General features: G+C 50.9%; 10 protein-coding genes. 4 read left to right on the top strand and 6 right to left on the bottom strand.

What is annotated here, in order from left to right; genetic code table 11:
• Positions 1 to 53: 53 nt before the first annotated feature.
• Complete coding sequence (locus ABEW34_RS04630) at positions 54 to 386, bottom strand: hypothetical protein (RefSeq protein WP_430155269.1); 333 nt, start codon at positions 384 to 386, stop codon at positions 54 to 56.
• An 813-nt stretch (positions 387 to 1,199) separates the two neighbouring features.
• On the opposite strand from ABEW34_RS04630, the gene ABEW34_RS04625 reads away from it, so the two are divergent.
• The gene (locus ABEW34_RS04625; protein ID WP_430156163.1) at positions 1,200 to 1,307 is read left to right on the top strand and encodes a hypothetical protein; all 108 of its coding nucleotides are present in this window, start codon (positions 1,200 to 1,202) and stop codon (positions 1,305 to 1,307) included.
• On the opposite strand, the gene ABEW34_RS04620 is transcribed toward ABEW34_RS04625, so the two are convergent.
• Positions 1,273 to 2,184, bottom strand: a complete 912-nt coding sequence (locus ABEW34_RS04620) for a TetR/AcrR family transcriptional regulator (RefSeq protein ID WP_430155266.1) — start codon at positions 2,182 to 2,184, stop codon at positions 1,273 to 1,275. The genes ABEW34_RS04625 and ABEW34_RS04620 overlap by 35 nt on opposite strands.
• Positions 2,185 to 2,389: 205 nt before the next feature.
• On the opposite strand from ABEW34_RS04620, the gene ABEW34_RS04615 reads away from it, so the two are divergent.
• Positions 2,390 to 3,877, top strand: coding sequence for a DHA2 family efflux MFS transporter permease subunit (locus ABEW34_RS04615; RefSeq protein ID WP_430155263.1), 1,488 nt, complete (start codon positions 2,390 to 2,392; stop codon positions 3,875 to 3,877).
• A gap of 191 nt (positions 3,878 to 4,068) precedes the next feature.
• Here the strand turns inward: ABEW34_RS04615 and ABEW34_RS04610 are convergent, their stop codons facing one another.
• The 3 genes from ABEW34_RS04610 to dapA form a co-directional block, all read right to left on the bottom strand.
• Positions 4,069 to 4,554: a YhcH/YjgK/YiaL family protein gene (locus tag ABEW34_RS04610; protein WP_430155260.1), complete on the bottom strand. Its 486-nt coding sequence runs from the start codon at positions 4,552 to 4,554 to the stop codon at positions 4,069 to 4,071.
• A gap of 36 nt (positions 4,555 to 4,590) precedes the next feature.
• The gene (locus tag ABEW34_RS04605; protein ID WP_430155257.1) at positions 4,591 to 5,676 is read right to left on the bottom strand and encodes a sialidase family protein; all 1,086 of its coding nucleotides are present in this window, start codon (positions 5,674 to 5,676) and stop codon (positions 4,591 to 4,593) included.
• A 131-nt stretch (positions 5,677 to 5,807) separates the two neighbouring features.
• On the bottom strand, positions 5,808 to 6,698 hold the full coding sequence (gene dapA, locus ABEW34_RS04600) for a 4-hydroxy-tetrahydrodipicolinate synthase (RefSeq protein WP_430155255.1): 891 nt from the start codon (positions 6,696 to 6,698) through the stop codon (positions 5,808 to 5,810).
• 151 nt (positions 6,699 to 6,849) lie between these two features.
• Here dapA and ABEW34_RS04595 point away from each other — a divergent pair, with 151 nt between their 5' ends.
• Together ABEW34_RS04595 and ytxJ are read left to right on the top strand one after the other, a co-directional pair.
• Positions 6,850 to 7,536 (top strand): GntR family transcriptional regulator, encoded by a 687-nt coding sequence (locus tag ABEW34_RS04595; RefSeq protein ID WP_430155254.1) that lies wholly within the window; start codon positions 6,850 to 6,852, stop codon positions 7,534 to 7,536.
• A 253-nt stretch (positions 7,537 to 7,789) separates the two neighbouring features.
• Positions 7,790 to 8,131, top strand: a complete 342-nt coding sequence (gene ytxJ, locus ABEW34_RS04590) for a bacillithiol system redox-active protein YtxJ (RefSeq protein ID WP_099517498.1) — start codon at positions 7,790 to 7,792, stop codon at positions 8,129 to 8,131.
• A gap of 335 nt (positions 8,132 to 8,466) precedes the next feature.
• Here the strand turns inward: ytxJ and ABEW34_RS04585 are convergent, their stop codons facing one another.
• Positions 8,467 to 12,897: a glycosyl hydrolase 53 family protein gene (locus tag ABEW34_RS04585; RefSeq protein ID WP_430155252.1), complete on the bottom strand. Its 4,431-nt coding sequence runs from the start codon at positions 12,895 to 12,897 to the stop codon at positions 8,467 to 8,469.
• Between the last annotated feature and the right edge of the window lie 23 nt (positions 12,898 to 12,920).

The following is a 12,920-nucleotide window of genomic DNA, read 5'->3' as shown; positions in this document are numbered from 1 at the left end:
ACAAGGAAGTTGAACGGCAGCCCTATCAATTTTAAAATTTAGAATTTAATTTTTTAGAATACTTTAGCACCATTATGAACTACTTCAATTTTAGCCCAATTTTGAGCGCTTGTCTCATTTTGAAATGTGTTAGTATCATTTCTTACAATAGCTGTTACTGACAATGAGTTATGATAAGCATGTGTATAATCTTCATTAATCCAGCTTGTGTTAAAACCATATTTGACTTCCCACACACCGACTTGCTGGTCACCCAATTGCCATGACTGAGAAAAAGTCTTTCCTGCAGTAACATTGTCGTAAGCCTTCTCAAATGCAAATGCATTAGATGCAAATCCTGATAAAGCACTTACAGCAACCATAGTCGAAAGAAGTAACTTTTTCACGTCAAAATCCCCCTAAAAGTTTGTTTTCTATGATAGCTGGTCAGCTTATCAACGGAGCTAAAAAGCACCTTGAAACACTTACATTTTCTATCATAAGGATAAATGCATAATATTGTAAATACTAATTTTATAGTATTTTCCTAAATAGGATACAAGGAAATATACTGACTAATTAATTAAAATAATGGAAAAATTGATTCTTCCTTGTCTTGACAAACTTCACACGAATAAGCCTCCACTCAAACGAGGGAGGCTTATTCGTGCATCTGTCTCAGGTGAAAATCATCTGCACACTAGGCTTGAATGTTACGTCCAGCAGCTGAAGAGCGGCACCTGTGCTACACGACTCTGGCAGAGCATACATTTTTTACAGTTCGCAGATGGCTGGGTAACCCTTAACCGGGCCGATGCCGCAGCCGGCAGTAATCTTGTTATTTTCCTCCACAACTCAATATTTCACGCCTTCCTGCTGATACAGATGGTAAAAGTCGCCGAGCGTGGGGTCTGCACAGGCTGTACCGGGCTTGTTCGATCCAAACTCAATCAATCAAGCAGGTCCGAATCAACAACTCCACCTGAGCATTGTCCCGCTCCTCTATTTCTCTTAGCTCCATAACTCGCTTCCCCTATCTCCAATCATCGTCAGCAGGCTTAATAAGGCGCTTGAACCCAACATGTCTGAGCGAAAAATAAATTCGACAGGCAGGTCCCTATACGCTTCCGGCAGTTGATGAAAGGAGACTATCCCTTCCTTTGCCGCCTTGGCGATTGCGGATTTCGGCAGCAGGGAGACTGCGCCCTGTCATTGACCGCATGTACAAGCTTCCTCAGATCAAAGAAGCCTTTGAACGTATGAAACGCGGTGAGCAGTATGGCAACATCGGAATTAGCATGGCCCAGGGTCCATATGATCCTTCTTAAGCTTCATCACATATTTCTCCAGCTGGAAGGTGAAGCTCCTAAGCTCATGCTCCTGCTGGAGCAATCCAAGCAGCGCTTGAATAATGACCGCTTTTGGATGTTCACGTGCAAATTCCTCAGCAAGCGCCTCGGTCGCATCGATGAGTTGGGTTCGTCTGGAGCCCGTAATGGCCAGCTCCTTAATAACAGCGAGCAAGGCGCACAGCAATTGGCTGCGCTTCTCTTCCATCGATATCTGTTTGCTCTTCATTTTTTGGCTGATCATATCGAACATCAATACGTCCGTTAAAATCGGTTTCTCCTGCTTGGCCAAAATATTTGCAGCCATTTCCTCCATCCGCTCTAAAACAAAAAGGGTGATATCCCGGATGCGGATCGGTCTATTTTCAAAAATCATCAGGAAGTTAAACTCTTTAATGATCCCGCCATATACCGTTACCATGTCCCAAATATGAGGCGTTATTTGTTCACCAAGCAGACGAATCAGGCTGTTTTTATGAAGGTCGTACATCATCGTTCTCATTTGGATGAAAAAGGGGGCCAGCTCCTTTTTCGTTTTAATTAATTCCTTAATTTCCTGCATAATAAACTTATTGATCATAAAAAACTCCAGCGTCACTTCCGTTTCCCGCACAAAAACTTCACGAGGCGTGAGCCCCTCTTCCTTAAGAATCCCTGCAAGCTGATCATCCAGCAGCTGCTGCCGACTTTTATGAACTTCCTTGAATAGTTCTTCCTTCGACGGAAAATATTTATATAAGGAGCCTTTGGCGATTCCGCAATCATCGGAAATATCCTGAATCGATGTTGCCGCATAGCCCTTCTCCATAAAATGGCGGATGGCAGACTCAATAATTCTGTCTCTAATCAGGCCCAATAAAATCCCTTCTCTCAAAATCATTTGACTTTCAACAAAAAATCGATAAAATAGAGCCTAGCGTGACCGATCAGTTTTACAAAGAAACTATGAGTCAAGTTTACAAAATCTACTCCTTCTTCGTCAAGGAGCGGCTGACTAGGCTACATATTTCTTTGAGCTCAGATCGGCATACAAAACCCAAGAGAGGGCGAGGAGCCTACACATGTCTACACCAAACGCTTCACAGTTAGCCTCAGATCCGGAATTTTCCATCAAATCGATATTGGCGCCGCTGCTGGCCGTCATTATTGGGATGATGATGGTCATTTTGGACAGTACCGTCGTCAATGTTGCCGTTCCTAACCTGCAAGAGTATTTCGACAGCTCACTCAAAACGATCCAGTGGACGATCACGGGCTATACGCTGGCTCTATCCGCTGTTATCCCGCTTGCCGGGTGGATGACCGATAAATTTGGCGCCAAGCGAATTTTTCTAATTACCATCGCCCTGTTTACACTAGGCTCCATCCTATGCGCATTGGCACAAACGCCTGAGCAGCTTGTTTTGTTTCGAATCATTCAAGGCGTTGGCGGCGGCATGGTCTCCCCTATCGGTATGGCCATGATCTTTAAAATGGCGCCGCCCAACAAACGCGGCGCTGTTATGGGCATGCTCGGCATTCCAATGCTGCTCGCCCCGGCCATTGGCCCGATTTTATCCGGTTGGCTAATCGGATTTGCTTCCTGGCACTGGATTTTTCTAATCAATCTACCAATCGGTATTGCCGCCTTGATTGTCGGTAATAAATTTCTACCGAATCTTGAACGTCAAAAAGCGCCTGCACTCGATATTTTGGGGATGATTCTTGCTCCTATCGCATTCGCTATGCTGGCATTCGGCGTCAGCGAGGGGGGAACAGACTGGAGCTCCACTCGAACTTTAACCGGATTAATCGTAGGCGGAGTCGCTCTCATTTTGTTTATTATCGTTGAGCTATTACAAAAACAACCGCTGCTGGAGCTGCGGGTATTCCGCTCCTCCGATTTTACTCGCAGTATTATTTTATCATGGATCTCTCAAATTGCCTTGTTCGGATCGATGCTGATGATTCCTTTGTACCTGCAAAATGTTCGCGGGTTCACTGCGCTTGAAAGCGGACTGACCACCTTGCCGATGGCCATCTGCTCGATGATCTTTATGCCGATTAGCGGTAAGCTGTTCGACAAATTGGGTGCTCGCCCGTTAGCTTTAACGGGACTATCCATCATTACAATCGCTTTGTTCTCCCTGTCCCAGATAGGGGCGAACACCCCGATCGGTCTCGTCATGATCCCGATTGGCATGATGGGAGCGGGAATGGGCTTATCCATGATGCCTCTTAACACCCATGTGCTGAACTCTGCACCGCGCAGACTCGTCAGCCGTGTGACGCCTTTGACATCAGCTAGCCAGCAGGTTGTTACATCCTTTGCTATTGCTGGTCTGACGGGCTATTTCTCATCACAGATCACGGTCCATATGACCGAGACAGGCGCTAGCAGCAACATGTTGGAAAATATGTCACTCGCCTTTGGCGATACCTTCTTCCTATCAGCAGGCATTGCAGTAGCAGGAGTATTATTAAGCATCATCCTGCGCAAGCCGAAGCTAGAGGATGATCACGAGCAGGAGGAAAATGCACCAGACCCTGCGATGATGATGGGGCATTAATTGCTACGAGACATTCCTATTTTAGGTAACAAATAAAGGCTGATTCCTGCATGCTGCAGGAATCAGCCTTTTTATTTTCATGCAAAATGCAAAAAGGCACCTGTGATCTGAGCGTTCGGATCGTAGGTGCCGCTGATGATGGTGCTTATCACACTACTTATGATGCTGTTTATTTCCTACTCTCTTCTTCGTTAAGAAACTGCCGAATTCTCGAACAGCGAAACATGCAGCTTCACGACCGCCTTGCGTATTGTCATTTCTGCTTCAACGCTGCAGCATGGACGGTGGATATCATGCGGGAAAAAGACGGCAAACATCCCGGGCGTAAGCACAATGTCCGATTCATCGCTTACTTCCTTATAAGACAAGCGGTCGCGGCTGTCCAGTTCGTCTGCTGTAACGACTGCCTCCCCATTATCGCGAGCGACGCGAATGAGCTCCCGACCTTTCAGCAGCAGCTGAATGTCGATATATTGCTTGTGAGACTCCGCCAGCTGCTCTTCCGCCGGACGGGTCTCCACATGCTGGACGAGCACAAATAAGCGCTCGCCATCGATTTCGTATTTCCCAGCCGGTGTATCCTCCGTTACTTCCCGCTCCAGCCAAGCAAGTGCCTGCCGAAATGGCGGAAGCCAGCCCGGCTCCTGCTCCCAGCTGCGCAAATCGCTAATGATCATCCTAGTCCGCTCCTTTATAAACGAATTCATCCCATGTTACGGTCTGAGTATCGTGCCGCCAATATAGCGGACGCCGCCTCTTTGCTGAATCGTATCCTTCGCATCATTGAAATAATAAGTCGCCAAAATTTCTCCGGCGGTCGTCTCGACAGCACGCGGATAGCCAAGATCATTGCTGCCGCCATCGTCACGCAAAATCAGCTCAGGCCCCCAGCTCAGCCCGTTATCCTCGCTGACCCTTCCCCGAATGCCAAATGGCGGCCTCCTGAAGCCATAGACGGCAAACAGCCTGCCATCCTCCATCAGCGTCAAATGCACCGTATCGCCATGGTCGTTGATCCGCGAGACGAAGCGCCACGTCAGCCCGCCATCGTCCGAGGCGTAAAGCTCGCACCATGCCGCCACCATCGCTGGCTTGCATCTGACTGCAACCATAATGACGCCATCCTTCATCAGAACGGGGGATGGGCAAATCATCCGATACTCCTCGCTATGTGGCATTAACGACACAAGCGACCAATTGCAGCCATCATCGAAGGAAGCGAAGACGACGGGGCGGTCATGCGGATTATTCCGCGGCCTTGCCGTCAGAAACAGCAGCACAACGCCGTCTGGCCGTACAATATACGACGGCCTTCCTTGATAGCGGGGAATGCCACAGTCTGGAAGCATCACTGGCTCGCTCCAGGTCGCTCCTGCGTCACGCGACATTTTCACCCAAGCCTGGGCGTGATCAACCGCGGAGTTCGGTGTACACCAGCATTCGAGCAGCGTATTGGGGTCGGAGAAGTCGAAGCCCTCCTCGAACGTATGCGGCTTGCCATACGGGAGCTGATCCAGCAGCTTGTAATTGTCGGCGATTTGCGCAGCCTCCTGCCAGCTGCGGCCGCCATCAAGCGTACGGACAGCAGCGATGCGCCCGAAGGTTTCGACCCGGTCATGATTCAGGTTTCCAGGAATCTGATAGTCACAGTCAATGTTCATAAACGCGAGCAAAATGTTCCCTTCACTTATTTTCCACAAACCACCATTAAAAGGCCAAGAGCAAAACTCATTGTCTCTGCGGTAAATTTCAATATGCTGCAGCTGCTGTGGTTTCACTGGCTTCATGTATCGACTCATCTCGTCATCCCCCTTGAGCTGGCGTAAACGCGCTATTTGCGGTGAAGCGAAGGCAAAGGCCCGTTTCGCGGTAAGCATAAGTAAAGCGGCCTGCAAGCGTGCAAACGAGCAACCAAGCAAGGCTTATTTTTTCATAAAAGTCCCTGCTGCCGGTACTTCTCAACCATTTTCTTCAATTCGCCATACGCTGCCGGTGTCAACGGCGCTACCGGACGGCGCGATGGACCGGCGGGCACGCCGATCTCATTCAGCACCGCCTTCAGCACGGAAGGCAGCGTGCCCAAGGAAAAGGCACTCCGCAAATCCCGCAGCACCCGCTGCGCCTCCTCTGCCTCCCTATAACGCTCCGCCTGAAAATGCTCATAAATTGCCGCCACCTGCGCCGGGAACACATTAGCCGTTGCCGCAATCGCTCCGCTGCCGCCCGCCATAAGTGTCGGCAAGATAAGCGAGTCCGTACCCGCCATCACCGAGAAGGAATCCGGCGTCTGGTCGATATATTGCAAAATCGTATCAAAGCTGCCGCTGCTGTCCTTAATGCCGACAATATTCGGGATTTTCGCAAGCTCGGCTACCGTTTTGGGCTGCAGCGCATTCCCTGTACGGGCGGGAATGTTGTACAATACGACGGGAATCGCAACCGCTGCTGCTACCTGCTCAAAATGATAAATCAGCTCCTGCTGGGTAAACGCAAGGAAATAGGGAGTAATGACCGAGAGCGCATCGACGCCAACTTCCTGCAGCCGCTTAGCCAGCCGAACCGTTTCCAGCGTGCTTGCACAGCCTGCTCCAGCATAGACCGGCACGCGCCCCTTCGCTTCCCGTACAATGATTTCTGCTATCCGCACCTTCTCCTCGAAGGAAAGCGAGAAAAACTCGCCATTCGTGCCCAGACAGAACAAGCCATGAACGCCAGCAGAGATGAACCGCTCCACCATTAGACAAAGCGCCTGCTCGTTCAGCACCTCCTGCTCATTGAACGGTGTAACCATTGCCGGAATAATACCTTTCGCCAATTCCATCGCTAGTCCTCCTCTTCAAAGTAAGCCCTTACATTTCATTACGCGCCATATGCCGCTTTCTCGCCTACACTACGATGCCAAGCTGGACACCCCCTCAAATATAATGTATATAAGATTTAAGAAGAAACTGTTGAAAGCGTGGTGCTGAAAAATGGATTTGCCGAAAATTGATAATTCTAACCTGTGGGACAAAACCTACAATCTATTAAAGGAAAAAATCATCCGCCGTGAATTTCTCGGCAATCAGAAGCTGCTCATTCCTGAGCTGGCTGCCCAGCTTGGCGTTAGCCGAACGCCGATTCGCGACGCCTTGAATCGTCTGGAAATGGACGGCCTTGTGAAGACGGTATCCAAGGTCGGCACCTTCGTCAATGCCATTGAAATACAAGACGTAATGAATGTAACCGATACGCGGATGATGCTGGAATTTTGGGTGGTAGACAAGCTCAGCTCCTGCACGAAACAACAGCTTCATGAAGAAATCAGCAGGCTGGAAAGCATTGTCGAGCTGTCACTAAGCGAGCTTGAAGCCCTTCCGCTCGATCAGTATTTACAGAAAGACTATAATCTGCTGTTCCATTTGGAATTCATGCAGCTTGGCGGGAACAGCCATAATGCAGCCATCTATAAAAGCCTGATGAACTATCGTTTCATCGCTGCAAGCAGCTCGCTCATCAGCAAAGAAATGGTAGCTGCCGCCATTAAGCAGCATCAAAACATCATTGCCGTCCTAAAGCTTGGCGATGCAAAACAAATGCGCGCGGTCATTCGTGAGCATCTGGAGGATTCTAAAAATCGCCTCATCGCTAAAATCACCGCAAATGGCGGCTCCATTTAATACCGATTTGCATTCGGTCATTCTTTTTTTCTGTTTGGTGGTTTTGCCGTTTAACGCTTGATAACCTTTAATGATAAATGTTGTATACATCATTTAATGCTTATAATATAGCTTAACCCCTCAGCCTCGTCAATCCTTCTCTTTGCGCCCTGCCCAATTAAATGGCAAGATGACTTTTTGCTCGGAGAAGGGTACAATAAAGGGAAGTAAGCTAATATCTATTATTGATTAACAGACAAAAGGAGTGTTACAAATGACACAATATCGTGAAATAGATTCAGCTGAGCAATGGGACGCCGCTTTGGAAGGCTCGAAAGACCGTGCCCTGGTTGTTTTCAAGCATAGTACAACTTGCCCGGTGAGCGCGAATGCGCACCGCGAGTTCACAGCCTACCTGGACGCTAACCCGCGTCAGGATACTGATTATGTCCTTGTTAAGGTTATCGAATCCCGTCCGGTTTCGAACAAAATCGCTGAAGATACGTCGGTTAAGCACGAGTCGCCACAAATTATTTTTATCCAAAATCAAGAGAAGGTTTGGAGCGCTACGCACTGGGCAATCACGTCCGAGCATATTACAGCGGTTCTTGACTAATCGAATGGCAACTGCAAAATAGCTTTCTTTTGTAAAAGCTTAAAGACCGAGCCGCTTGTTTCGCAAGCGGCTCGGTCTTTTTGGTATGTGCGATAGGTCAGGCTTCTTTGCCCAGCGGCAGCAATTGCCTTTCTAAGTACCTTTCTAACCGCTTCCCGCAGAATAGGATTCAATTGCAATAAAGCTGTTCCCTTTTTTAAAGGCCGGCTTGTCCTTGGGAGGGAAAAAGATTGTTCGAACGGACTTCGTTTGCGTTCGGATGCTAAAAGACGATGTTCCAGTCGCTATCGACCTGGAACACCGTCTTCATTTTTACCGCCTGGCAACCATTGTTACTATTCGTATAATACTGAAAGTACTTTAGCAATAACGACTGCGGATTGAGCCCGGGTTGCCGTTGCCTGCGGCGCGAAAGCGCCATTGCCCATGCCGGAAATCAGCCCCAGCTGCTTGATGGCAGCTACTGCTTCCTGCGCATAATCCGAGATTTGCCCGGCATCCGTGAAGGAAGCTGCTGCGCCCGTAGGTTGCGCCGCCCCTGCATCTGCTGCGAATCCGCTTTGCTTCGCAGCGCGGTACAGCATAACCGCCATCTCTTCTCTTGTAATGGAAGCGTTGATGCCGAAGGAGCCATCCGCTCTGCCTTTAATAATGCCATTCTGCTCTGCGGCAAGAACAGACTGCTCATACCAGCTTCCAGCCTTGATGTCGCTCAGCTTCGTTGAAGCGCCGTCTTTGCTCGCAAGACCGAACGCCTGAACGAGCATGTGCACAAACTGTGCACGGGTAACGCTGCCCGCTGGTTGGAATTTGCCTGCTGCCGTGCCTTGAACGATGCCTTTGGCAGCAAGACCTTCAATTGCGATCTTTGCCCATGGATACTGCGCGATATCATCAAACGAAACGTCTGCGTAAGCCGCTGCATAACGGCTGAAATGCGCCGCCTGGAATACGATTACTTGATCCTTTTCGCGATACACACTGCTATGGACAGCTTCCAAACCGCCATTGCTATTCAAATAATAAACGACCGCCTGATGCGGCTGCTCGCCTGCTTTCAGCGTGTACGGCAAGGCTACTTCCACTTGCCCTTCGTTCCATGTTATTTGCTTGCCATCATGGACAAGCAACAAATCATAAACTTGATGCGCGCCAACCTTCGCGCGATCCTCCGCTGTAAGGGCAGCCGAGTCTACTTTCTCGGCGGTGAAGGCCAGCATTGCGGCGGTGTTTTGCGCCGCTGCGCTGGCAAGGGCTTCGACGGCGACGCTAATTCGTACGCCGTCCAGCCATACATGCAGCACCGGAACGTTGTGATCGGTGAGCGCTTTAATAGCAGCCGCGGGCAGCTGTACGACTGCCTGCTGCGGTGCAGCTGCTGGAACGACGCGAATCGTGACGTCGTTCCCGCTTGCCTGCGTCGCCGCCTTGCTCAGCTCGCTGGCAGCGACTGTCGCGACCAGCTTGCCGGAAGCATCCGGCACGCCGTTCGCGATTGTAATCACAGCAGCAGCCGATGGCGCTGCTGTTGGCTGCGGGCTCGCCGTCGGAGTAGCCGGCGTCGACGTTCCCGGCGCTGGCGTTGCTGGTGATGGCGTCGCCGGAGATACTGTCGGTGTCGGTACCTCTGGCGTTGGTGTCACCGGAGGCACTGTCGGTGTCGGCTCCTCTGGTGTTGGCGTCGGTGTTGGCGTTGGCGTCGGCCCCTCTGGCTCCGTCGCCTCCTCTAGCCCTGCAATCGCAGCTGTCACTGCTGCTGCGCTCGCAGCTACCTGCGCCTGATCAGCCTCCTGATCAGCGCTTGCCCGCTGCGCTGCAGCCAGCGCTTCGGCAAGCACGGACCAGCTTGCTGCCGTGTACTGGCTTTGCGTCAAGCCAGCTGCTTCAGCCATTGCGGCATTCAGCTCGGCCTTGTCAGCCAGAGCCAGCCCGAATGCCTTGAAGTCCATCATGCCGACCCAGCCTTGGCCTTCGGTAATCGTCACCTTGAGATAACGGCCCGTATTATTGTCCGTCAGCTTATGGCTGTCCGAAGGCATCGCCAGCGTTTGCGTATCCGCTGCTGTACGGAATATTGCGCCATCATCGGAAATTTCCACCTTGTAATGGACGACTCCCGCCCATTTGTTGAGCACCACTTTTTTCACTAGCGAAGCTTGGCCCAGATCGACCATCCACCAGCTGCCAGCCCCTTTATCTGTTCCCCATGAAGTGCCATCATTTTGATCGACTGCCCCTTCTGGAGCGTTGGTCTTGCCGCCGCCGCTGCCAGCGTTGCTGGAAGAAGTTGCTGCTTTAAACGCTGCAATATCCTGCAAAGGCTTAAGCGCTTGAATCGCGGAGGCAAGTGCTTCCGTCGCAGCCACAACCGCCGTTTGAACAGCCTGACCATCATTGTTGACCGTCTTCGCATTCGCTAATGCAGCTTGCAGTACAGCCCATCCGGCCGCATAATATTCCGCACCGTCGAGCTGCTCTGCCGATACAATAGTGGTCACAAGCGTGCCTTTATCCACGTTCGACAAACCATTCAGCGCGGCCTGCAATCCGGCAACCGCATGATTGACGACCGTTTGCGTAGCTCTTGCATCACCATAAGCCGTTCGTGCAACAGCAAGCGCACTTTGCAGCGCCTGCCAGCTTTTGGCCGACCAGTCCGCCTCTTGCTTTGCTTCTGCATCGGTAATGAGTCCCGTCAGCACCGCCTTGTCCGCCGGCACCACTTCAAGCCCAGCTACAACGGAGGCAAGCTGTGCCTGTGCCGTATCCACTTCAGCTTGCGTTACCCCTTGAGGCGTATACGCCTGATCGTGAACGAGCTGCGCCTGAGCGATAGCAGGTGCAAGCTGCGGCCAGCTCTGCGGCGTAAAATCTGCCTCGATGAGCGACTTCGCTTCAGCAATCGCGGCCGCCAAATGCTGGCGATCTGCCGGTACTGCCGTCAATCCATGCTTATAGACGTTCAAGGAATCCAGCGCATAGCCCTTATAGGCGTATCCGCCGTTTGCCGGATATTCATCATAATCAAACATCGCATGATTTTCCCATGCGTCGCCCTCAGACGCAATCCAGCCTACATTCGATGGAATCCATGCCGGCTCCCAATAGAAAAATCCGGCTCCCTTGTTATTTTCCACATTGGAGATCAAATCCATAATCGTTTGAATTGCGTCGTATTGGCCTTGAACGGTCGCGTCCCATTTCGCTCCGCCCGTTTTCAGCTTTTGGTCGGAGTTAATAATATTTTCATGGGCATCGCCATTTTTGTACGAAAAAGGATACGACGTCTCAGCAATGACCACTTCCTTGCCGTAACGCAGCGCCATATCGTCCATATTGATTTTCACCGCTTCCAGCGTACCGTGCCAGAACGGATAATAAGATAATCCGATAATATCGTAATCGACTCTGCCATTGATGCCGTCAAAGAAATAACGGAAGGTCGCATTTTTGCCGCCTTCTGCAAGATGAATCATAATTTGAACCTCATCGCCGCCAGGCAGGGCGCGAACCGCCGACGAGCCGCTGTTCAGCAGCAGCGCTTGATCGTCAAAGTTAACCGAGCCGCCTTTGCCCGTGAGCACGCCGCTGTTGATTTCATTGCCGATCTGCACCATGTCAGGCATTGCATTTACTGCCTGCAATTCAGAAATAACCTCGTACGTGTAGTCGTATACCGCTTGGCCCAGCTCAGGCATCGTCAGGTTTTTCCACGCCGCAGGTCGAACCTGCTGGCCTGGATGCGCCCAGTCATCCGAATAGTGGAAATCGACGAGCAGCTTGAGCCCCTTCGCCTTCACTCGCTTAGCGAGTCTAAGTACATCTTCCTTATCATTGTAGCCGCCCGAGTTTTGCGGATCATTCCACACCCGCAGCCGGACGTAGTTCACGCCCCGGTCCTTCAAAATGTCCAGCAAATCGCGCTCCACGCCATTGCTGTCATAATATTTTCCGCCGTTGTCCTCAATTGCGGTCAGTGTCGAAATATCCACCCCGCGAATAAAATCGTCGCGATAGCCAAGCACCGTGACCGACGCTTTCGGCTGCACGCTCGCTCCCGTTACCGTTCCCGCTACTTCAAAGCTGCCCCCACCTGTATATTTCTGTGGATCAACAGCGTCCCATGCTACATTGACGAGCCCAAAGCTGCCGTCCGCATATGCGGCATTCACCTGTGCCGGAAGGCTCGGAGCCGTGCCGCTGTAGGTTTCTATATTCACCGCGTCATAGCCGGTAATGTCCGCTGGACTTTTCACAATTTCCTTTTCTATTACCTTTAATTCTTTAATGCCCGGCCACCAGCCGCCGCCCGCATAAAAAGAGATCGTGACGCGCACATAACGCATGCTGTCCGCCTCGAATGCAAGGCTTGCCGTCTGCTGCTTTGCCGCATTAGCCGATTTATCGGCAGCGACCGTCCAGTTCACATCGTCCGGCGACACCTCTACGATATACTTGACGATTTCATCTTCCTTCCAAGTGATTTCCACACCAGAAAGATCATATTCGCTGCCCAAATCCACTTTAAGCCAGTGAGTCGGACTTACAGCGCTTGCTGCGCTCCATGCCGTATCCGGATTGCCATCGACCGCGTATTCCTTCGGCTGGCCCCACTGCGGATCTATATATTCTTGGCTTGCTGAAACGATTTTGCCAAGCGCCAAATTTGCTGCAGCTGCTTTTACCGCCGCTTGCGGCCAGGCCATCTGTGTCATAAATAACGCTACGACCAGCACAAGGCTGATGTACCCTTTCCCCTTTTTCATGTAAACCTCTCCCTTGATTATAT

Origin of the sequence: Paenibacillus algorifonticola, assembly GCF_050481745.1 — a bacterium.
Classification (GTDB): domain Bacteria; phylum Bacillota; class Bacilli; order Paenibacillales; family Paenibacillaceae; genus Pristimantibacillus; species Pristimantibacillus algorifonticola_A.
The sequence above is the reverse complement of the archived record's forward strand: the minus strand, read 5'-3'. Positions and strand labels throughout refer to the sequence as shown.